This is a genomic window from Sorangium sp. So ce204 (assembly GCF_051526795.1).
Classification (GTDB): Bacteria; Myxococcota_A; Polyangia; order Polyangiales; family Polyangiaceae; genus Sorangium; species Sorangium cellulosum_B.
Window position 1 is genome coordinate 3,860,298 of sequence record NZ_CP150317.1, and the last position, 21,245, is coordinate 3,881,542.

The 21,245-nt window shown below is 70.8% G+C and carries 15 protein-coding genes; 3 read left to right on the forward strand and 12 right to left on the reverse strand.

Features of this window, described 5'->3' with window-relative positions; translation table 11 throughout:
* Positions 1–133 precede the first annotated feature (133 nt).
* The 4 genes from WMF22_RS14525 to WMF22_RS14540 all read right to left on the reverse strand — a co-directional run bounded on the left by WMF22_RS14525 (position 134) and on the right by WMF22_RS14540 (position 3,074).
* On the reverse strand, positions 134–1,057 hold the full coding sequence (locus WMF22_RS14525) for a transposase (protein WP_438037257.1): 924 nt from the start codon (positions 1,055–1,057) through the stop codon (positions 134–136).
* Between the two features lie 300 nt (positions 1,058–1,357).
* Positions 1,358–2,068: a hypothetical protein gene (locus WMF22_RS14530; protein ID WP_438036104.1), complete on the reverse strand. Its 711-nt coding sequence runs from the start codon at positions 2,066–2,068 to the stop codon at positions 1,358–1,360.
* A 161-nt stretch (positions 2,069–2,229) separates the two neighbouring features.
* Positions 2,230–2,829 carry a 6-bladed beta-propeller gene (locus WMF22_RS14535; RefSeq protein WP_438036105.1) on the reverse strand — a complete coding sequence of 200 codons (600 nt, stop codon included), beginning with the start codon at positions 2,827–2,829 and terminating at the stop codon, positions 2,230–2,232.
* On the reverse strand, positions 2,826–3,074 hold the full coding sequence (locus WMF22_RS14540) for a hypothetical protein (RefSeq protein ID WP_438036106.1): 249 nt from the start codon (positions 3,072–3,074) through the stop codon (positions 2,826–2,828). Before WMF22_RS14540 ends, WMF22_RS14535 begins: the two co-directional genes overlap by 4 nt.
* Before the next feature lie 287 nt (positions 3,075–3,361).
* On the opposite strand from WMF22_RS14540, the gene WMF22_RS14545 reads away from it, so the two are divergent.
* Complete coding sequence (locus WMF22_RS14545) at positions 3,362–4,186, forward strand: TetR/AcrR family transcriptional regulator (protein WP_438036107.1); 825 nt, start codon at positions 3,362–3,364, stop codon at positions 4,184–4,186.
* A gap of 281 nt (positions 4,187–4,467) precedes the next feature.
* Entirely contained in the window at positions 4,468–8,568 is a 4,101-nt protein-coding gene (locus WMF22_RS14550; RefSeq protein ID WP_438036108.1) for a hypothetical protein, read from the forward strand.
* A 24-nt stretch (positions 8,569–8,592) separates the two neighbouring features.
* On the opposite strand, the gene WMF22_RS14555 is transcribed toward WMF22_RS14550, so the two are convergent.
* From WMF22_RS14555 to WMF22_RS14580, 6 genes are all read right to left on the reverse strand, one after another.
* The gene (locus WMF22_RS14555) at positions 8,593–9,954 is read right to left on the reverse strand and encodes a hypothetical protein (RefSeq protein WP_438036109.1); all 1,362 of its coding nucleotides are present in this window, start codon (positions 9,952–9,954) and stop codon (positions 8,593–8,595) included.
* 227 nt (positions 9,955–10,181) lie between these two features.
* Positions 10,182–11,261 (reverse strand): hypothetical protein, encoded by a 1,080-nt coding sequence (locus WMF22_RS14560; RefSeq protein WP_437299682.1) that lies wholly within the window; start codon positions 11,259–11,261, stop codon positions 10,182–10,184.
* A 288-nt stretch (positions 11,262–11,549) separates the two neighbouring features.
* A complete protein-coding gene (locus WMF22_RS14565) occupies positions 11,550–13,145 on the reverse strand; it encodes a thrombospondin type 3 repeat-containing protein (RefSeq protein ID WP_438036110.1) in 1,596 nt (531 codons plus the stop codon).
* 23 nt (positions 13,146–13,168) lie between these two features.
* The gene (locus tag WMF22_RS14570; protein WP_437299684.1) at positions 13,169–14,614 is read right to left on the reverse strand and encodes an SBBP repeat-containing protein; all 1,446 of its coding nucleotides are present in this window, start codon (positions 14,612–14,614) and stop codon (positions 13,169–13,171) included.
* Entirely contained in the window at positions 14,614–15,681 is a 1,068-nt protein-coding gene (locus WMF22_RS14575) for a PEGA domain-containing protein (RefSeq protein WP_438036111.1), read from the reverse strand. The genes WMF22_RS14570 and WMF22_RS14575 overlap by 1 nt, the downstream gene beginning before the upstream one ends.
* A 202-nt stretch (positions 15,682–15,883) precedes the next feature.
* The gene (locus tag WMF22_RS14580) at positions 15,884–17,536 is read right to left on the reverse strand and encodes an FAD-dependent oxidoreductase (protein ID WP_438036112.1); all 1,653 of its coding nucleotides are present in this window, start codon (positions 17,534–17,536) and stop codon (positions 15,884–15,886) included.
* A gap of 614 nt (positions 17,537–18,150) precedes the next feature.
* Here WMF22_RS14580 and WMF22_RS14585 point away from each other — a divergent pair.
* Entirely contained in the window at positions 18,151–19,965 is a 1,815-nt protein-coding gene (locus tag WMF22_RS14585) for a PE-PGRS family protein (protein WP_438036113.1), read from the forward strand.
* Between the two features lie 66 nt (positions 19,966–20,031).
* On the opposite strand, the gene WMF22_RS14590 is transcribed toward WMF22_RS14585, so the two are convergent.
* Together WMF22_RS14590 and WMF22_RS14595 are read right to left on the reverse strand one after the other, a co-directional pair.
* A complete protein-coding gene (locus tag WMF22_RS14590) occupies positions 20,032–20,418 on the reverse strand; it encodes a KGG domain-containing protein (protein WP_437299688.1) in 387 nt (128 codons plus the stop codon).
* A gap of 488 nt (positions 20,419–20,906) precedes the next feature.
* Complete coding sequence (locus tag WMF22_RS14595; protein WP_438036114.1) at positions 20,907–21,188, reverse strand: hypothetical protein; 282 nt, start codon at positions 21,186–21,188, stop codon at positions 20,907–20,909.
* Positions 21,189–21,245: the final 57 nt, after the last annotated feature.

Below are 21,245 nucleotides of genomic sequence, written 5' to 3' on the forward strand. Positions count from 1 at the left end.
TCGAGCGCTTGGTCCCTCCCGTCCCCTGCAGCAACGCTGTATCCAGGCGTCGATCGTGTTGTGCGACGGGCGAACTGATACTCCCGGTTTCCGATCTTAATTTAATCGTGTCGACAATGTGCTGGTCCTGCGTCTATGCGGCCGCAGGCTCGCCGTCGTTGACGGTGACCCCGTGGAACACGCGCATCCACCACGTGCCCGCAGGGAAAGTTACGCTGCGCACACCTGCACGCCATTGATTGATCGAATATCGGTATGCGATGCGAAAGGCTTGGACGGCCGCGATGGCGGCGTTCTTTGCGTCTGCCTGCCGGCGGCCGACTGCGAATGTTGGATTTAGATCGCGAATTGGTTCGATGCTCGTTGCTCGCTTGTACGGAGAAATGTTTCTCGCGCGCGCAGCCCCGAGGAAGCCAAGCCTTTGTCGCTGTAGGGAAGCGTGAGCCTGTCTCTCGTGCAGCTCGATCCGTCCTGTGATCTCGCGACGAAATTTGTCGGCATTGGAATCGCTGATCGACGGTGGAAGCGTGATCGCAAGTGCTACGTCGGTTGGCCATTCGGGGTTCTGTGGATTGAAGTATATTTCAGGGCGTTGGGCGCGCAGCACCCCGCAGCCGATGTCGCCGACGAGCACCTTGGCTCCTGGCCACTCATGTGCATGCGGTACGAGACCAGCAGCGACCGGATTTGCGAGGGTGTAAGCGATCTTGTCCACCAGAGCGTCCCGTGTTGCTAGCCGTACCACGCTCGTTGCTCGATCGTCCCACACCGGCCCCTCCCACGCGCGCAAGATCTTGGTCCCGAGAGCGACAAGCCGATGGAATCTCTGCAAAAATCGTGGGAGTTCACCATGTGTGTCTGTGACAACGATATGAATGTGCGTGGACATCACGCAAAGGGCGTGTACGAGGATGCCATAGCGATGGGCAGAGACCGCCAGGGTATAGATCACGAGCCGTGTGATCGCGGAATCGGGGCGGAAGAGAAAATGCCTTCGCAGCACACGGCGGGTGAGAAGATACGTAGCGCCGGGGACGATCGCACGAGGCTGGCTCATGCCTGACGGGTATATCAAGCGCCGTGCCAGACTCGAAATCGGCTGATCTTTGAGGATTTGGGTGATCGAGGAGGTGGCGGCCGTCATCCTCTTCGCCACCTGCGCCACCCAGTGATCAGGTCGGAGGGCAGAGCAGAGCGTGTGCGGAGCGCAACGTCAGTCGAGCGCGACATCGCCGCGACGAGCGCGACGTCGCAATGTGGCTCGGTAGGCAGGCGGCGGCTGCTGCGAAGGCCATGGAGGAGATGCTGGCGATGCATCGTGGGCCGGTAACAGAACCAAAGAAATAGCTCAACAATTCTAAAGGTGGACGCCGCCTCCCAGCGATACCCCCCACGTAGTCGCCCCTCGCTGCCCGGCCAGCCCGGATGGCGCATCCAGGTTGACGGCAACCTGGGAGCGCACGAAGAACACCGGCTCAATTTCGATGTTCGTATACAAGATTGCTGCCCATTGTGAGAAATCTCGCCCGGCGAGCGGCGCCGACTGCGCGAGCATCTGCACTCGCACTCCGGGTGTCAGCGGACCCATCCGCAAGCCCGCGTGAGCGGCGGCCAGGACCGCCAGCCGCGACGGGTTGGAGTTCACGGAAACGAGCACGGCTGGATCCAGCTCAGCGCCAACGATCACCGGCATGGACAGCTCCGCCCGGCTGCGGAGCAACAGCGCGATCGGGATCGCGTTCGGTGCCCACATCCAGTAATCCGCGAATCCGCGGGCCGCCGTAGCTACCGCGTAGTTGTACTCGGCCTCCGTATTCTTCGGGATGGTGCCAGGGAACGTCGTCACCGGCGGTGCAACCCCGACCCCGGCATAGATCGAGCGGTTTCGCTCCTCGATAAGCGCCCCCTGCACGGTCACGAACGGATTTCCGAAGCGAAACGACGAGCGCCGCGCCTCGCCCTCGATCCGAAACGTAGTCCAGGCCGACGTGACGTCCGTGGTTGCGAGCAGCCAGCTGTTCAGGCGAACGCCAGCCGCCACCTGCGGCGCGACATGAATCGTAGCCACGGCCCGGCTCTGCGGCGATGCTGTAAAAATGCCGTACAGCGCAACGTGACCGCGGCCGCCTGGTCGCGACGGAATGTCCCCCGTCGTCTGTGCCCAGCTCGGCGCCGCCCCGACCGAGGCAACCACGGTGACTGTGAGCGCGAGCCCGCGCGCTCTCCTTCTCACTTCGTCCTCCGGAACTTCTGCACGCCGCGACCCCTCAGGCTGGTGACGTAGACGCTGCCGTCGTGCCCAACGGCGATCCCGTGTCCCCAGTCGATCTCCCCGGGACCGTCCCCCGATGTGCTCCACCGGTCCACGATCTTCCCGTCGAGGCTCATCCGCAGCACATGCCCCCGCGGCCGCTCTGGATCCTGATCGCCTCCGTCTACAACGTAGATGTGCCCGTCGGGTCCGAAGGCGATCGCCCACGGTCGCCCCAGCGCTGCGCTCTTCCACTGCGCCAGGTAGTGGCCGTTCGCGCTGAAGACCTGAACACGCGCGTTCTCCCGGTCCGCCACGTAGACGCGCCCCTCATCGTCGGTGACGATGCCGTGAGGCGTGTCGAGTTGCCCCGGCCCGAAGCCCTTCTCACCCCACTCCATGACGAACCTGCCGTCCTCGGAGAAGCGCGCGATCCGCGCATGGTTGTAGCCGTCGGCCACGTAGATGTCGCCGTCCAGGCCGAAGGCCACGTTGGTGGGCCGGTCGAGCTGCTCGGGGCTCGTCGCGCACCCGATATCCGCCAGCAGGACGAGGATCCACACACCGATGCCCTTCATGGCGCCTCGCCGAGGGTCATGACCACATCCCCCTCCGCCGTCAGCTTGAACACCCGGTTCTGCTCGGAGTCCGTCACCCAGACGAAGTCGTTGCGATCCACCTCGATCCCGTGCGGATAGAAGAACAGCCCTTCGCCCCACGCGTCGAGCAGCTCGCCCGTCTCTGGATCGAAGACCAAGATCGTGGGTTCGCGGATCGGCGTGTCGTTCCCTGACGTGCGCCCGGCCGCATGGCTCACCAGCACGCGCCCTCGCGCGTCAACCGCCACATCAAGCGCTGGGCCGAACACCATCCCGTCAGGGACACGCGGCCACCCGTCCACGACCGCGTACGGCCCTGCAGGCGCGTCGTCCGCCGTCGGCGGTCGCGACGTGCACGCCCCCGCAAGCGCCAACCCTACCAGCCAGCGGCCCCCGCGCTGCGCCCCGGAGACCGACGTTGCGTTGCGAAGCAGCCATCCCATGACCAAGGATAACAATGTTATCCTGGTGGCGTCAACGGGCGAGGCGCGGACGTGGCAGGATGGTGGGCATGGGTGTGATGGGTGCCGATGAGCCGGTGGAGCGCGTGTTCATGGCGCTCTGCGAGGGACGGCTGACGCGGGACGATCTGACGGCCCGCAAGATCGCCGCATTCCTGGGCCAGACGACGATGGTGCTGTATCACCACTTCGGCTCGCTCGACGGATTCCTCATTCGCGTCGATGGCCTCGGGTGGCGGCGGCTCGCGGAGCGCCTCGACGCGCGGGCGCGCGCTGGCGCCGATGCGCGGTCGCTTGCCGTCGGGTACGTCGAGTTTGCGCTGTGCCATCCGGACCTGTACTGGCTGATGGCTGAGCGCCGCTTCGACCGCGCCCGCCTGCGCGAACAGGGGCGCCTGCGGCTCGCGCGCCCTCTTTGGAGCTCATTCGTCGAGCTCTTGCGCCATCTCGGCAGCAGGCGGCCGGAGGAGGATACCTACGTGCTCTTCGCGGGCCTCCATGGCATCGCGATGCTCGCGCTGAGCGGGCGCGCCAACCTGGGTGAGGTTTCGTCCGGGGAAACTCCTTCGGTTCTGGCTTATTCCAGTATGAGTGGAGTCCCGGGTGGTACCCCCCCACCACTCCCACCCCCACTCCCACTCGCACTCGCACTCAACCCGGGTGAGGATCCCGCGGGTGAGGATCCCGATCCCAACCTGGGTGAGGGTTCCGCGGGTGAGGGCCTCGCCAACCCGGGTGAGGGCCCCGTCGGAGATGCGGAGGTGGCCTTCGCCGCGGCACGCCGTCTCGCGGACCTCGTGCTCCCCGCCCGTCCACCCGAGCCGCCCGCCTCCCAGGCGAGCCGCGACCGCGGCGACCCCGGGCGCCGCGCCTGAGCCGTCCGTCCAGGCGCCTGCCGGCCCGAGGGCGCTCGCAGGACGCTCCGCGCCCGACGCACCGGCTTCCTGGCACACGGCTCGCCGGCCGGGAAGAAAGGGAAAGCGCGTCGACGCGCGCCTTCGCGCCGGGCGCATCCCTCGCGTGGCGCGGGGCTTGCGCTGGCGTCGTGAGAGACCGACCCCAGCACATCGCGCCCGTTCGCCGGACAGGCCCCGCAATGTCGGGGAAATCGGCACGTCCTGCGAGCTCGCGGCATCTATCTCCTTTCGGAGGTGTTATGCGCGCGCGACGCACGGTCGCTTGGTTGCTCAGCGGGGGGCTCCTCACCGCCGGCGCCGGTTGTGGCAGCGACGAACCGGAGGCGCTCGGCGCAGCTCGGCTCGCGGCCGTCGCGAGCGCCGACCGCACCGTGCACGCGGTCGATGCGCTGGGCGCTCAGCACCAGGCCGCGATCGCCGCCAACGCGGACGCGAGCATCCTCGTCGCGACTTACACCGATCCGCGCGGCGCCCTCGCGCATCCGATCAGCCTGTCCGGCGTTGCGCGCTCCGCCGACGGCGGGAGATCCTTCGCGGAGGTCCCCGGTCCGAGCGGCGCGGGGGTGCTGCCCTCGGTCGCCGGCGGCCAGGTGCTCGGCGCCCCGCGCGTCGTCCACGATCCGACCCGCGACGTGTTCGTCAGCTCCTCCACCTACGTTCGCCCCGCCGATGGCCTCCAGGGCCTCTGCCTCCATGCCTCGAACCCCGGCAGCGGCACGGCCGGCTCCTCGTGGTCCGCGCCGGTCGAGGTGACCCCCGCGTTCGTCGCGGGGGAGAGCGCCGAGCAGGCCTCCATCGACGTCAACCCGGCGACAGGGCGCCTCTCCGTTACCTGGGTTCAGCGCGACGGAGCGCCTCCGAGGATCCTCTACAGCCACTCCGACGATCTCGGCCAGACCTGGTCGCCCGCGGCCACGATCGCGCAGGCGCCCGCCGGCGGCGATCTCGACGGGCCGAGCGCGCGCATCCTCCCAGGCGCGACCGACAGGGACTCGGTCGTCTACGCCGTCTTTCGCGCCATCGAGCCGGGGACCTCGCTGCGCAACCTCGGTTGCCGCCGGTCGACCGACGGAGGCCTCACCTGGGAGCCGCTCACCCTCCTCGACGAGGCCAGCTACCCCACGGAAGACCAGATCCTCGGCGTCGACCACGGAAGGAGCGCCCCGTCGATCGACGTCGACCAGGCCACGCGGCAGGTCTACGTCGTCTACCAGCGGAGCGGCGCCCACGGCACAGGGGACATCGCCCTGCGCTCCTTCACGGAGCAGTGCACCGCAGGCCCCGCCGTCCTCCTCAACAGCAATCCAGGGCGCGATCGGGCCCAGTTCTTCCCCTTCGTGGCCGTCGACCGAACGACCGGCACCGCGCACGTCGTCTACTACGACCAGGATGTCGACAGCTCGGGCGACCTGACCGAGATCCTCCACACCGCGTCGAGCGATCAAGGCGCCTCCTTCAGCCCGCCGGCGCCGATCTCGGACCGCCCCTTTCACGCGGGCCACGGCAACGACGCCTCCCGGCAGAACCTCGGCGACCGCATCGGCGGCGTCGCGCTCGCCGGTGAGCTCTACAGCGTCTTCAGCATGACGGCCACCCCGCCGCGGTTCGACGAGGGGCAGCCGTCGTCGACCTCCCTGATCGCGCCCAACGTCCACCTCGACATCCTCGACGAGCTCGCCCGCGTCCCGCCGCTGCGCGCGGCCGGCGCCCGGATCGCGGACACCGCGTGCGGCGCCCTCGCGAACGAGCGCGTCGATCCGGGGGAGCTCGTCGACGTCGGCGTCTACCTCGAGAACTACCTCGCCAACCCGATCTCCGGCAGGACGACCGTCTCCCGGATCACCGCCGCGCTGTCGACGGAGACGCCCTCCGTGACCCTCGTGAGGGCGAGCGCGCTCTACCCGGATATCGGGCCCCTTCGCACCGTCGCCGGCGACGCGCCGTTCGTCCTCAGGACGGCCCGGGACTTCGTTCCGGGAACGCCGATCGATCTGACGCTCACGGTGAGCTCGGCTCAGGGCACCATCGAGCTGCCGATCCAGCTCGAGACGGGCTCGCCGGGCGCCGCGGAGGTCCTCCTCCGCGAGGATTTCGACGCAGCGAGCGCGCCAGCGCTGCCCTCCGGCTGGCAGTCGGTGCGCGCCGGCGGGACGGCCTCCGCCTCGCCGTGGACCGTCGCGCAGACGCTGACGCCCGGAAACAACGCGGCATCTCACGACGAGGAGGCGGCGACGTCGCTCGTCGCGCTGGTGTCGCCCGCCGTGACCATCCCGGAGAGCTCCGGAAACTCCCACGTCACGCTCGACTTCGATCTCACCTACGAGCTGGAGGACGATCCGCAAAAGCTCATCCAGGCGTTCGACGGTCTGACGCTGCGCGTGGAGGATCTCACGGCCGGCGCCGCGCCCCGGGCGGTGCTCGCGGAGGCGTTCGCAGAGCGGATCGTCACCGGCGGGAGCCACCACTTCCCAAAGCACCTTCCAGCCCGCGACGACCCGGACTACCTGGAGGATAACGCGGTATGGTCCGGCAGCTCCAGCGGGAGAAAGCGCGTGTCGATCCGCTTCCCTGGCGCGGGGCTGCGCGGGCGGACCGTGAGGCTCCGCTTCGACTACACGCAGGACGACAGCCGGGTCTGCACGGATATCGGGCGCCCCGGGCCGTGCGGCGTCGCGGTCGACAACATCGTGTTCGCGGCGGCGCCGATCGTGTCCGGCGCCTGCGGGGCGGATCTGGCCATCACCCAGACGGCCGCGCCGGATCCTGTATCGCCGGGCGCGCAGCTCACGATGACGATCGACGTCGCCAACGAGGGGCCGGGCGATGCGAGCGACGTCGTCGTGTCGTCCGTGCTGCCCGCCGGGGCGAGCCTCGCCAGCGCCTCGGGGACCGGCTGGACGTGCGAGCTGGCCGGCGGAGAGCTCGTGTGCCGGCGCGCCTCGCTCGCCGCACGGGAGAGCTCGTCGATCGCGGTCACCATGGTCGCGCCCACGCTCCCGCCGCCCACGGTCGACGAGGAGATCGAGAGCACGGCGAAGGTGAGCTCGAGCGAGCACGATCCAGCGCCGGAAAACAACGAGAGCGGCGTGCGCATCGACGTCTCCGTGCCGGCGCGCTTGATCGGCTATCTCACGGTCCTCGGCGAGCGCATCCCCCGCGAGGATCTCGCCTATACGGCGCTCATCAGCAACACGGGGGGGCGCGTGCAGCACGACAACGCAGGGTTCGAGTTCGTGGACGTGCTCCCGCCCGAGCTCCTGCTGGAAGGCGCGTCCGCGGACAAGGGCGCGGTCTCGGCCGATCCCGCCACCAACACGGTGGGCTGGGACGGCGAGGTCGAGCCGGGGGAGTGGGTGGTGCTCACGATGGAAGCGATCCTGCGTCCCCTGACCGATGGACTCGTCATCACGAACCAGGGTACGCTCTTCTTCGACGCGGACTCGGACGGCGTCAACGAGTCGAGCGCGATGACCGACGAGCCCCTGTTCGCCGGCGCGGCCGATCCGACGGTGCTCACGGTGAGGCCCGCCGTCTGCGGCGATGGCGAGCTCGGGCTCGGCGAGCAGTGCGACGACGGCAACCTGCGCAACGGGGATTGCTGCTCGGCTCTGTGCACGGCCGAGCCGCCGACCACGATCTGCCGCATCGCGACCTCGCTGTGCGATCCCGGGGAGTATTGCGACGGCGCAGGGAGCTGTCCCGCGGACGTGAGCCTGCCGGACGGCGCCAGCTGCGATGATTTCGATGTCTGCAATGGCAGCGAGGTGTGCTTCCAGGGACTCTGTCTGAACGACATCCCGCTCGACTGCGACGACGGGGATCCGACGACCACGGACGAATGCCATCCCTTCTTTGGCTGCCGGAACACGCCGAACAGCGCCACCGCGGGAGGGGGCGGAGGCGACGACGGCGGAGGGATCGCAGCAGGCGTGGGCGGCAGCGGCGTGGGCGGCAGCGGCGCAGGCGACAACGGAGCTGGCGGCGGCGGCGCAGGCGGCAGCGGCGCAGGCGGTGGCGGCGACGCCGGAGGACCGGCCGAGGGCGCCGGAGGCAGGGGCGACGGCGCGGGCGGCGATTGCTCCACCGATGCCGGCGGGGCGGGCGGCACAGGGGTCGGCGGTGGCCGAGATGCGGCGGGTGGGGGTGGGGAAGGGGGAGGGGGCCAATCCGAGGGAGGAGCGCCCCCGGTCCACTGCTGCTGTTGTTTGGGCGTCAGCTGCGCGTATGCCGTCATCGGCGGTGAGACCGAGCGCGCGTCAGGAGCGGCCCGCGCGCTCGCGCTGTGCGGCGTCCTCGTGGCGCTCGGCAGCGCGCGCCGCGCCCGCCGCCGTCGCTGCTGACGGCGGCGCCCGCGCGCCCCTCGATCACCTGTAGACGAAGACCCCCTTCAGATCCTCGGTCTGCGAGATGGGCGCGCCGTCCTTCTTCGAGGTGGTCCTGAACTGGTAGATCATCCCCGGGATCAGCGCGGGACCGTCGTACTCGACGGAGACGTTCTCGCTCCCCGACACCCTGGGCACCTCCAGGTCCTCCCAGATCTTGGCGCCGAGCGCGTCGAACAACCGTACCTCGTACAGATCTTCGCTGGAGTCGTCCTCGAAGACGAACGTCGGTGTCCCGCTGACCTCCTCCAGCGTGCTCGCGCCGGGCGAGACCACGGCGAGCGCGCCCGTCACCTTGAACGACTCCGCGACGGGCAGATCCTGGCCGGAGACCGTGATGCGCACGATCTCGGTCCCGCCAATCGACGTGTCAGGATCCCGCACGAGCGCGTCGTCCTCGAAGGCGGCGAGGACCACGTAATCGCCATCGGGCACGCCGGCGATCGAGAACTCTCCGGTGACGTTGCCTTGCCGGAGCCCTCGCGGGGCCTCGCCGCGCGCGGCCGCCTCGTCAAAGGTATCGGCCACGACGAGGATGACCGAGGTCGCGCTCCCCCCTGGAGCATTCACGATCTCGACCTTGCCGCTCACCACCGCCGTGGCGTCTCCGGTCGCGTGGAGATCCACGCCCGTCGTCTCCTTGCCGGCGCTGACCGTCGCGCTCGCCGTGTCGAGCGCGAGGTCGGCGGCATAACCCTTCACCGTGACGTCGCCCGCGGCCACGTTGTAGATGGTGTAGCTGCCGTCGAGATCGGCCGCGCCGGTGGCGCCGCCCGCGACCAGCAGCGCCCCGCCGGGCTGGTCGGCGTGGACGACCCCGGAGATGGAACCGAGCCCCTCGCTGTCCGAGAGCGGCAACAGCGAGATCTCCGTCGCCGCCGACTCGATCGCGGGCGGCTTGCCCGCCGCGGTGGAGAGGTCGATGGGCAGCGCGACCCGCGGCGCCTTCGGGAACGTCTCGTACGCCTGCGCGTCGGCGCGCAGCGTGATGTCGACCTCGATCGGAGCGCCGCTCGCGTCGCGCCGCGCGGGCACGACGAGCTCATACGTCCCGTCGGCCCCGGTGACCGCCACCCGGGAGATCACCGCGTCGCTCGGATCCCGGGCGAGCACGCGCGCGCCCGCGATGGCCTTGTCGTCGAGCGAGTCGTAGACGCGCCCCCTCAGGATCACCGGCTCGAAGCAAGCGGGCTCGGCGCCCTCCACCTCCTCGCACACCTGCGAGGCGGCGCACCCTGTCTGCGCGGCCACCGAGCAGCTCTGCGGCTGACCCTCGTCGTCGCCGCCGCATCCCATCCCCATCAAGGCGCACAGCATCCCAACAGACATCGAGCGCATCACCATCGACTCGTCTCCTTTCAAACCACGTCTCGTCGCTGCAAGCTCAGCTTCTCAGCTCGTGAGCGGCCAGCGCCGCGGCCCGCGATCCTGTCGTCGCTCCGAGCAGGGACAGTGAATCACGCAGGCGCGGCGGGCACCGAGCAGGGGGAACACCTCCCTCCGGTTCTTCTGTGTCTTTCATGGTTCAATCCCTGTCCTCGAATCCAGGGAGAACCCGGGAAAGCGTAGGGCTAGTTCAAGATGACCTGGCAGCAGCCGGTGATGCAGTAGTAGCCTGCGGCACAAGGCTCCTGGCCGGAGAGCCCGCACGGCTGGATCCCCGCCGCGCACTGGCCTTGGGGCTCGCCGGTGGGCCCGCCGCCGCTGCCGGTCGCGTCTCCGCCGCCGCCTGTCGCGGCTCCGCCACCAGCTCCGCCACCCCCGGCGCCGGTGCCGGACTCGAAGCAGTCGTCTGGCAGCGTGTCCTTGCCAAGGCACAGCTCGCAGCGGCCGCACTCGTTCAGGCAAGCATCCACGGGCGTGCAGGGCTCGCAGCGGGTCGGGTCGGACTCGTTGCCGCGCGAGCAGGAGCCTTCACCGGTGCCATCGGCGTCGGAGCCGAGCCAGACGTACTTGCCGCCGCCCGCCGGGAGCTCGCAGCAGCCGAAGCAGTCGCAGCCGTTCGGCGTGAGCGGACCGCAGGTCCTATGGCACGTATCGGACTGCTCGTCGTTGAGATCGCTGCAGCTCTTGCCGTCGGCGCCCGGCGTCGAGGCCCCGCTGTCATAGGCGCACATCGTCCCGTTGCTGGACTCCGGGTGAAACCCGGGCGCGACCTCGTGCTCATCGCACTTGTGGTTCCAGTGGCAATCGTCGTTGCCGGAGCCGGAGTCCTGGTCGAAATAACAGTCGACGGTGCACGCCGGCCCCGCCTGGCCGGGGATCCCGCCGTAGTAGCTGCCCTCGGTGTTGTCGCACGGGCCGAGGCAGTCCGGATCCTGCGCGTCGAGGAGCCCATCGTCGTCGTTGTCGACGAGATCCCCGCACGCGTACGTCTTGCCCTGGCACTCGACGATGCTCGTCGGGGTCGCCATGCCTCCGCCCGCAGCGCCGGTGCCGGCCCCTCCGCCGCTCGCGCTGCCGCCGCCGCTCGCGCTGCCGCCGCCGCTCGCGCTGCCGCCGCCGCTCGCGCTGCCGCCGCCGCTCGCGGCGTCGCCTCCTCCCGCGCCGCCGGACGGGGCGGCGCCGTCAACGGTGCTGTCGCTACAGCCGGCGCTGAGGGTGAGTCCAAACAGGGCGGTCACCAACGAGAGAGAGAGAGCTAGGCGCATGGTGTCTCCAGAGGTGGCTCAGGCGCTCCCGTCCGCAGCGCGCGCTGCGGAGCGGGACTACCGGCGCGTTCATCCGGAGCAGTTCCGCCGCGGTCAGGTCACGGCTCAGAAAAATGACCCGTCGCGAAAAAAACGCGGAGCCATCGTGAAACCGGCGTGGGGTCGTGGGGTGATAACCCACGTTGTGCTCGCAGTTGTCTCTTCTCTTTCAGCTGGCAACCGAGCGGGCACGCTCGTCGCTCTCATGGGATCGCGTGGCCGCTGCGCGAGGGCCGCGCGCAGCGGCGGTCACGCCGCGTGATCGCGCCGCCTGCGGGCGCCCAGGCCCAGCGCGCCGGCGAGGAGCCCCACGAGGCCGACGAGCGCGCCGCCGCGCTCGCCTCGCTGCATCGCGCAGACGAGCCCGGACGAGACCTCCGGCTCCGTGGACCCGCCGCCGCTGCCCGCGCCGCCGCTGTCGTCGCAGGCGTCGCCGACCCCGTCGGCGTCGCCATCCCCCTGATCCGCGTTGGCCGCGAGCGGGCAGTTGTCGTCGCCGTCCGGGACGCCGTCGTTGTCGTCGTCCGCGTCATCGACGTCGCAGGCGTCGCCTTGATCGTCCTCGTCGTTGTCGGCCTGATCCGCGTTGGGGACGGAGGGGCAGTTGTCCTGCTCGTCCGGGACGCCGTCGTTGTCGTCGTCTTCCTCGCACGCGTCGCCCTGACCGTCGCCGTCGCTGTCGGCCTGATCGGGGTTGTGCTCCTCGTCGCAGTTGTCCGCCGCGTCGCTCAGGCCATCTCCGTCCACGTCCTCGCAAGCGTTGCCCACGTCGTTGCCGTCGGCGTCCGTCTGGTCGGGGTTCGGCACGTGCGGGCAGTTGTCCGTCTCGTCCGGTATGCCGTCGCGGTCGCCGTCGACGTCGGCCCCGAGGTCGCAGGCGTCGCCGCGGCCGTCCCCGTCGCCGTCGGCCTGATCCTGGTTGGGCACGTGCGGGCAGTCGTCCTCTGCGTCCACGACGCCGTCGTTGTCGTCGTCGTCCTCGCAGGCATCGCCGGTGCCGTCGCCGTCCGTATCTTCCTGGAACAGATTGGGCACGACGGCGCAGTTGTCCTCCACGTCGACCACGCCGTCGTCGTCGCTGTCGGGATCGCAGGCGTCCCCGAGGCTGTCCCCGTCCGCGTTCTCCTGGCCAGGGTTCTGATCCACAGGACAGTTGTCCTCTGCGTTGCGCAGCCCGTCGCCGTCGGCGTCGATGTCGGGCTCGCAGAAGTCGCCGATGCCGTTGCCGTCGCTGTCCTCCTGGTTCGGGTTGCGCGCGGCAGGGCAGTTGTCGCAGAGATCGCCGATCTTGTCGTCGTCTCTGTCCTGCTGGAGCGAGTTCGGGACGTCGGGGCAGTTGTCGACGTCGTTGTCGATGCCGTCGCCGTCGTCGTCCCCGGCCTGACAGACGTCGCCGGTGCCGTCTCGATCGGAGTCCACCTGATCGTCGTTCGCCGTGAAAGGACAGTTGTCGTCGGCATCCAGGACACCGTCGTCGTCGTCATCGTCGTCACAGGCGTCGCCGGTGCCGTCCTCCTCCGCATCCGACTGGTCCGCGTTCATCGCGACAGGACAGTTGTCGCACGCGTCGCCGACGCCGTCGGAATCCGAATCCCGCTGATCCCGATTGGCAGCGGACGGGCAGTTGTCGCACGCATCGCCGAGTGCATCGCTATCGGCATCCGCCTGGTCCGGATTCTGGGTCTGCACGCAGTTGTCCAGGGGATCCACGACCCCATCCAGATCGGTGTCGGGGTCCTCCGCCCAGCCGGTCGCTGGCAGGATCAGCCCGAACAGGCCCGCCACGAGCCCCACAGAGAACCGTCGCCCGCGCGACCGCACGCCCCTCGTCCCCGCACGTTTCATCGCGCCTCCATCCTTCATGGCCTTCATGGCGACAGCTTGGTCACGAACACGTCCGTGCCCTCGCCTCCCTCGATCCGCTTTTCCCCGAACGTCACCCTCCCGGTGAACGCGCCGGTCACGTAGACCTGCCTGTCGCGATCGATGGCCACGCCCGTCGCCCGGTCCGCGCCAGCGCCGCCGAAGCGGTGGCTCCACCGGTAGCCGCCCTCCGGATCGAGCTTGGCGACGAACACGTCGTCGTCCCCCGCGCTCGTCACCGACCCGTCCGCCAGCGTCGTGTCTCCGCGGAACCCCCCCGCGACGACCACGTCCCCCGCGCCGTCGACGAGGAGCTGCCCCAGCGACGCGCCGTCCTCGCCGATCACCCGGCTATAGATGTGCTCGCCCTCCGGATCGAGCTTGGCCACGAACACCGCCTGGTGCTCCCCGGCCGCCCGAGGGCCCCCGCCGAGATCGATCGTCGCGCCGAACTCCCCGCCCACGATCACGTTGCCCGCCCCGTCCACCGCGACCGCCCTGGCCCGCTGCGGCCCCGCGTCGCCGAAGCGCTTGCTCCACTGGTGCCCGCCGAACGGGCCGAAGCTCGCCACGAACACGTCGAAATCCCCGGCGCTCTCCAGCGGATCGCCGCCCAGATCGAGCGTGCCGGCGAAATCTCCGATCACGATCGCGTTGCCGCGCGCGTCCATCGCCACGGCGCGGGCCTGCTGATCGAAGCCGTCGCCGAACCGCTGGCTCCAGAGCAGCACGCCGTCGTCGTTGAAGCTCGCCAGGAACACGTCGCTGCCTCCGGCGCTCTCGAGCCGGTTCTTGCCGACGTGCAGCGCGCCCGAGAAGCGGCCGGCCACGACGAGGCGATCCGGCGCCGCCGCGACGCTCGTCGCCGCCTGGAAGCCGATGCCCCCGAGCGGCTGCAGCCACAGCTCCTGCCCCGCCGCGTCGAGCCTCGCGACGTAGCCGTCTCGCCCGCCGGCGCTCGTCCGCGGCTCGCCGCCGAACTCCAGCGTGCCGGAGAACTCGCCCGCGACCAGGAGACCCTCGTTCCCGTCCGGCACCAGCGCGTTCACCGTCTGCGGATCGAACGCACCGAAGCGCTTCAGCCCGAGCCCCGACCCGTCGCTCGCCGAGAGCCGCGCCCAGAAGACGTTCTCCTCGCCGATCGGGGTCACGCTCTCGTCGTCGAGGGCCACGTCCTCCGCCTTCGTGAGCCTGCCAAGGAGCGCCGCGGTGCGGTCGTCGGCGACGGCCACGCTCGCCCCTGCACGCTCCCCGTCGCCCCCGAGCGCGCGCGCCCACTGCACCTCGCCGCCCGACTGCGGCGCGCCGCCGCCCTCGCCGCCGGCCCCCACAGGGGTCGACAGGCTGAGCTCGGGCGCGCAGCCGAGCACCGCAGCGCCGAGCGCCGCAGCGCCGACCATCACGACGCCGGGTGCGCCGGCTGTCGCCGGGTAGAACCGCCGTACCCTCATCAGAACACCCCCTGCCACACCACGCCCTGTGTTGTGGGCGTCGCGATCGGCACGAGCGACGACGCCTGCTCGCCGCCCGCCATGGGCCGCAGGAGGATGCCGCCCAGCGCCGCGCCCACGCCCGCGAGGCCGACCGCGCCGAGCGTCACCGACAGCCCCAGGCTGCGGTTCCACCGCGCCCGGAGCGCCTCCATGCTCTCGAAGTCGTGGACGCCCCGATCGCAGACGGACCCGGGGCACTCGTCCTCGACCCGAGCCCGCGCGGCCATGTGGTCGGCAGCGAACACCGCGCTCCCCGCAAGCGCCGCGAGCCCCACGCCGCCCGCCGTCCATGCCCACAGCGGCACGGGCGCGCGGGGCTCCGCCGGCGCGTCCGCGGGCGGTAGCTGACCTCCGCCCACGTCTGCGCCCATGCTCCCACCTGCGGCGGCGCCTGCCTTCGGCGCGGTCGACTGCCCCGGTACGAGGCGGATGCGGACCTCCACCGGCGCGCGCTCCGCCTGCTTCAGCGTGACCTCCCGCCGCGCCGTCTGGAAGCCAGGCGCCGTCACCACCACCTCGTGGCGACCGGGGTTGAGCTTGCGCGGGTAGGGGAGCGCCGCGCGGGGGATCGGCTGGCCGTCCACGCGCGCCTCGAGCTGGTCCAGCGCCGGGCCCTCGATCCGGAGCTGGAGCGACGGGATGCGCGCCTCGAGCTGCTCGACCATCGCCGCGGCGGCCGCCCGCGCCTGCGTGAACACCGGCGGCTCGTCGCTCCCGAGGGGCAGGTGGACGACCTCGTAGGCCGTCTCCCGGGCCTCGATCAGGAGACCGAGCGCCTCGTCGGCGCGCGCGAGATCGAGCCCCGTCGTTGGGGCGCGCACGAGCGCATGGGCCGCCTGGAAATCATCGCGGGCGCCGGCGACGTCCCCCGCGTCGCGCTTCTTGCGCCCCTCGATGAGGAGCGTCCGCGCGGTCTGCCGATCGGCCGCCGAGGGCTCGGCCCGCGCCGGAAGCGACCCGGCGACCGAGAGGACAGCCAGGGCTATGCCTGCGGCGCGGGAGGCACGGGGGCGCAACAATTTCATCTCATCACCAAGCCGTCCGGGACAGCCCCGGACTACTCGATCATGATCGCACGCCGCTCGCGCGGGGGTCAACTACGCCAGCGCGCGCGCATCGTGCTCATGGGGACATGGCATGCGCATCGCGTATGGCGTCGATCGCGTCGATCACGTCGATCCACGCCCATTGCGCTCATCGGTTGTTGGCGCTCGCGACTCGCTCCGTTCACGTGGCCGGGCGACTCTGGGGCAAGGGCACGGCCGCCGGCTGGCCGGCGACCCCCTCCCGCTCCCTCGGCGGCGAGACCGATCCTCCGGCGCCGAGAGGCGCCTCGCTCGGCGCGATCGGCGTGAGATCGGCCGTCGCCGGGCCTCGGAGGACGCGGCCCATGGCGTCGAAGCGTGCGCCGTGACAGCGACAGTCCCAGCTGCGCTCCGCGGAGTTCCACGAGACCACGCCGCCGAGGTGGGTACACATGGCCGACATCTCGTGGATCTGCCCTTGCGGATCGCGGTAGACGGCGAGCTTCTTCAGGCCCCTGCGCACGACGGCGCCGGCGCCGGGCGCGATCTGCGCCACGTCAGGGACATCGCCCTTGCCGAGCCACGAGGCGTACTGGCACGCGACATTGAGGTTCTCCTTCGCGTACTCGGAAACGGCGGCCAGGCTCAGGTTGACGCGGGTGGGATCGAAGAGCGACGCCATCCGGCTCTCGCGGCCCTGCACGAGGTCGGAGATCACGAGGCCCGCGATCGTCCCGTGCGTCATGCCGTTGCCACAGTCGCCCGTGGAGATGAGGATCCTCGATCCCTTCTTGATGCGACCGATGTACGCGAGGCCGTCGACCGTCTCCATCACCTCGCCGGACCAGCGGTGCAGCACCTCGCCGGCCTGCGTGAAGCGCTCTCTCGCCCACGCCTCGAGCCGCGCGTGGCGCTGATCCGCGTCGCTGGCCTGTCCGGTCTTGTGGTCCTCTCCTCCCACGAGGAGCACCTCGTCCGGGTCGTCCGCGCCGTTGATGTTGGCGAGGCGGACGTAATGGAACGGCTCGGCCGTGTCCCAGTAGAGCCCCGGTGGGACGGCGCCCCGCGGAATGCGCAGGCCGACGACGTAGGTCCGGTAACCCGCTTGCTTCAGGTGCACGGCGATGCGCGGAAGGAAGGGGGAGTTCGTGGCGAGCACGGCCTCGCTGGCGATCACCCGGTGCCCGCGCGCCGTCTTGACGACCACCCCGTGAGGCACGGTGTCCTCGTCGACGTCGACCACGTGCGCGAGTGTGTAGAGCCTGCCGCCGTCGCGCTCGATCGCCCGCGCGAGCCCCGCGAGGTACCTGCGGATATGGAACTGCGCCTGATCGGGGAAGCGGACCGCGGGCCCCGTATCGAAATCGAGCAGCGGCGCGCGGTCGACGTAATGGGTCGAGCCGAGCCCGGCGCGGTGCGCGGCCTCGATCTCGTCCCGGAGGGTGGCCGGGGGCGATCCCGGGGCTGTGAAGAGATAGCCGTGGACGCGCCGGAAGTCGCAGTCGATCTGCTCTTCCGCGACGATCCGCTCGATCGTCTCGATGGCCGCCGTGTGGCTCCTTGCGGCGAGGCGCAGGCGGCCTTTGCCGTGCAGCTTCGCGAGCGAGGCCCAGCGCCGGTCGAGCGCGTGCGTGATGTGCGCGGTGGTGAGCCCGGACTCGCCCCCGCCGATGGCGCCGTTGTCGAGGACGACGACGCGTTTGCCGGCCTTCGCGAGGAGATACGCCGTCGTCAGCCCGGCGATCCCCGCGCCGACGACGCACACGTCCGCCTCGTGGTCGGTCGCGAGGGGGGTCATCGGAGGGATGACGGCGTGGGTCCAGGCGGTGTTCTTGTCGTAGGCTCGCTCCGTCATAGGCGCTCCGCGTCTGGACGCCGAGCGCTTTGGCCCGGCGCTTCGTCTCGGTGATCGGTCGTGGGGTCCGCCGTCCGGGAGGCGTGATGATCCGCCGCGCCAGAGGCCCTGGATGCGGTCTCCATGGCCGCCGCGCCGCCGGCGCGCGCGGGGGGACGCGCGCCGGCGGCGCTCTTCGTTCGCGCGCGACTCGCGGGATGATGCAGATCGCGTACCGCGCCCACCGAAGCCCGGCGCGGCTTGTATGGTGGACGTGCCGCGGGGCTCGCGGTGGGGCATTCTGCCACGATGAAGCAAACCTGCGACGCGCGCGGCGCGCGTCCGAGGCCATCGCGGGCCGTGTGCAAGAGAACGGTTGGTCAGCGGGGAGCCCCGTCCAGGCGAGGCGCGCCGTCCAGGCGGGACGCGTCGTTACCGGCGGATCCAGGGATAGCCGATCGTTGCCACGAATTCGCCGCGACAGCTGCTTGATTCGATCCGCGCGCACGCGTACTTGACGTCCACGACACAGCAGATTGAGGACGTTCGACAGCCCACAGCGAGGGGGTGCCGGACCGGCCTTGGCTCCACCGAGCGCCCGCGGCTCGGGCTCTTCGTCGACACATGGAGGATGGATGAAAGCGCACTTCGTGACGAACGTGGCTCGGATTGCTCTTCTGACGAGCATGGGACTTCCCCTGGGCTGCAACGGCTGCGACTCGGAGCCTGAGGACGGCGTCACCTCGTCGACGAGCGGCGTCGGAGGCGGCGGCGGGCAAGGCGGCGAAGGCGGCGTCGCCGGGCAGGGCGGGGCCGGAGGCGGCGGCGGGCAAGGCGGTGAAGGGGGGGCCGGGGGGCAAGGCGGGGTCGGAGGCGCCGGTGGCAGCGGTGGAGTCGGAGGCGCCGGTGGCAGCGGTGGAGTCGGAGGCGCCGGTGGCAGCGGTGGAGTCGGAGGCGCGGGGGGGCAAGGTGGCGAAGCGGGCGCCGGTGCATCAGGTGGAGTGGGGGGCGCGGGCGGCAGTGGCGGCGCGGGCGGCAGTGGCGGCGGCGAGCCTCCGGCGTTCCTCGGAGATGCCCTGTGGGGGCTCGGCGCCGGCGAGGCGAAGAACGAGCGAATCGAGGCGATCGCGGCGGATCCGCACGACAACGTCGTCCTGGTCGGCGGCTTCGAGACGGCGATCAACTTCGGTGGCGAGGCGGACGCCCTCGCGAGCGACGGTGGTCTCGACCTCTTCGTCGTGAAGCTCGACGCGGCGGGAGGCCACGTCTGGAGCAGGCGTTTCGGGGGCAAGTCCGATCAGGTCGCGTTCGCGGTGGCCACGGATTCGATCGGCAACGTCGTCATCGCCGGGGAGTTCGAGGGAACCCTCAACTTCGGCGCGGACGCGAGCACGGAGCTCGTGAGCGCCGGTGGGAAGGACCTCTTCGTCGCCAAGCTCGACGGCGACGGCAACCACCTCTTCAGCAAGCGCTTTGGCGGCGAGCTCGACCAGGGCGCCACGGCCGTGGCCGTCACCGAGGCGGGCGAGATCATCGTCCTCGGCATGGTCGACGGCAGCATCAATTTCAGCGAGGCGCCCGGGACCGCGCTCGAGGGGAGCGGCGGTCCCAACGTCGTCGTCGCGAAGCTCGACGCCGGCGGCGGCCACCTCTGGAGCCGGCGGTTCGGGTCCGCGGAGAGCTGGCAGCGCTTCCGCAGCATCGCGGTCGGCGGGTCGGCCCTCTACGCGGCCGGCGCCTTCGGCGGAAAGCTCGAGATCGACGGCCACGTCGTGGAGAGCGCCGTCGACGGCTCGCGCGACGACGAGCCGATCCACGGCATCGATGGGCTCGTCCTGCGGTTCGATCTCGCATCGGGCAGCCTCGTCTGGGGCCGGTCGCTGGGCGCCGCCGGCGAGCAGTTCGCCAAGTTCATCAGCCTCGGGCTCGACGGCCATCCGGTCATCCTCGGCAACTACAGCGCTCCGTTCCGCGTCGGGCCCACGGACATCGAGCGCGCCGCCGTCGGGGATTACGACCTCTACCTGGCCCGGCTCGACGCAGAGACCGGTGAGCCGCTCGCCGCCCGTGGGCTCCCGTCCGCGGGCGACGAGTTCGTCTGGGGCTTCTCGCAGGACCCCTGGGGCAACCACGTGCTGAGCGGTTACTTCACCGAGGCGCTCGAGCTCGGCGGGGCGCCCGTGGAAATCGTGCCGCCCGAGTCGGGCGACGCGTTCGTCGCGAAGCTCAGTCCGGACTTCTCCGAGGAGCTCTGGTCCGACGTCTACCGCGATGGGGTCTTCTGCTTCTCGACGGCCCAGGCCGTCACCGGCAGCGGGAACACCGTTGCCGCTGGCCTCTTCCACGGCGAGCGGATCGAGCTCGGCGGCGGCCTCCCCGCCGTCGAGCACAGCGCGCCTGTGGGCGATCGCAGCAACGGCGACGTCTTCCTCGTCACCCTGTCGCCGTGACGGACGACCGGGCGCGCAGGCACCCCCGCGCGCCCGATCACCGGCGGCGATGTGCCGCAGCGCTGCTCAGTTCGTCTCGTGGCGCGGCCCGACGGCGTCGGCGTGCTGTGCGGCGCTGCTGCCCTGCTCGTCCTCGCGCTCGCTCTCCCCCGGCGCGCCGCTCTGTCCGTCGCCGCGCGACTCGCCGCCCTTGCGGCCGATCTGCGCCATGTGTCCGCGGTTCTGGCTCACGGCCGCGCCGCCCTTGCGGCCGATCGCGGCCATGTGCTCGCGATTCTGGCTCACGCTCGCGCCGCCCTTGCGGCCGGCCGCGCGGGCCTCCTCGGAGCTGAACTCGTGGGCCGTGCCCTTCTCGTGCGCGGCCTTGCCGCCCATGCTCGCGATCGCGCGTTGCTGCTTCTGGTCCATCGCGGCGAACCCACGACTGCTGCTCTGACCGTGTTGCTGTGCCATGAGTCGTCTCCTTGGTGTCGGGGCGCATCGCTTCAGCGCCCTCACGGGGTGACCCAGGCGTGGTGCCCTGTGGGATCGTCGCTGAACGATGTCGGCTCCTCCGGGGGATTGCAACGTGAGTGCCATGAAGAGGGATCCATCGCCACGCGACGTCATCGGCGCGGATCCAACGGGGGCCTCCGTGGATTCTCGTGAGCGCTCGGGAGCGTCCCGGGTGCGCTCCAGCAGGGTGAGGTGACCGCGATCCTCCGCGCGCGCCCGGGGAAGACGCGGTTTCTGCGCCGACGTGCGGAGCGCCGATCCCGTCGCGTTGCGTCCAGCGCCGCTCAGCCCGGCCGAGACCGGCGTTCCAGCGGACGCCCCGCCGCGCGGCAGACTGCCCCACCGGTCGTGAGCGCGCGGGCCATCGCGCCTCGTCCGCGCCGCGCGGTCGAAATCCACGGCGCCCTCTCGTGTGGACGACTCCAGCGCTCGCGACGTCGCCGACGTCACGGCCGCCGGGCCGCCGCGAGGATGAGCTCCGGAGCCCAGCGTGCTTGACGGCGCGCGTTCTCGATCGCCATCACCGATCCCCCACCGGCGTTGTGGGCGCAGCCGTCCCGCGAATCCAGGGCGCCGCCGTCGCGCAGATTCTGCGCGTCCGGCGCCCGGCAACCCAACCTGGGACGCGACAGCGTCGTGGTGACGCGTAGACCCTGCGCCGCTGCGTCGCCGCGTTCGCACGCGCGCGGTCCGCCGAGGCGGCGGTTGGGCTGTCGCACGAGCGCCATGCCGGGGGCGTGGAGGCCCCTACCGCTGTCAAGCGGCGCGAAGCAGCCCGTCGAAAA

Excerpts from the sequence above, each read along its gene's own strand:
- WMF22_RS14555 (WP_438036109.1), bottom strand. The coding sequence starts at position 9,954 with ATGGTGATGCGCTCGATGTCTGTTGGGATGCTGTGCGCCTTGATGGGG.
- WMF22_RS14535 (WP_438036105.1), bottom strand. The coding sequence starts at position 2,829 with ATGAAGGGCATCGGTGTGTGGATCCTCGTCCTGCTGGCGGATATCGGG.
- WMF22_RS14550 (WP_438036108.1), top strand. The coding sequence starts at position 4,468 with ATGCGCGCGCGACGCACGGTCGCTTGGTTGCTCAGCGGGGGGCTCCTC.
- WMF22_RS14565 (WP_438036110.1), bottom strand. The coding sequence starts at position 13,145 with ATGAAACGTGCGGGGACGAGGGGCGTGCGGTCGCGCGGGCGACGGTTC.
- WMF22_RS14545 (WP_438036107.1), top strand. The coding sequence starts at position 3,362 with ATGGGTGTGATGGGTGCCGATGAGCCGGTGGAGCGCGTGTTCATGGCG.
- WMF22_RS14590 (WP_437299688.1), bottom strand. The coding sequence starts at position 20,418 with ATGGCACAGCAACACGGTCAGAGCAGCAGTCGTGGGTTCGCCGCGATG.
- WMF22_RS14525 (WP_438037257.1), bottom strand. The coding sequence starts at position 1,057 with ATGAGCCAGCCTCGTGCGATCGTCCCCGGCGCTACGTATCTTCTCACC.
- WMF22_RS14575 (WP_438036111.1), bottom strand. The coding sequence starts at position 15,681 with ATGAAATTGTTGCGCCCCCGTGCCTCCCGCGCCGCAGGCATAGCCCTG.
- WMF22_RS14580 (WP_438036112.1), bottom strand. The coding sequence starts at position 17,536 with ATGACGGAGCGAGCCTACGACAAGAACACCGCCTGGACCCACGCCGTC.
- WMF22_RS14570 (WP_437299684.1), bottom strand. The coding sequence starts at position 14,614 with ATGAGGGTACGGCGGTTCTACCCGGCGACAGCCGGCGCACCCGGCGTC.
- WMF22_RS14560 (WP_437299682.1), bottom strand. The coding sequence starts at position 11,261 with ATGCGCCTAGCTCTCTCTCTCTCGTTGGTGACCGCCCTGTTTGGACTC.
- WMF22_RS14595 (WP_438036114.1), bottom strand. The coding sequence starts at position 21,188 with ATGGCGCTCGTGCGACAGCCCAACCGCCGCCTCGGCGGACCGCGCGCG.
- WMF22_RS14585 (WP_438036113.1), top strand. The coding sequence starts at position 18,151 with ATGAAAGCGCACTTCGTGACGAACGTGGCTCGGATTGCTCTTCTGACG.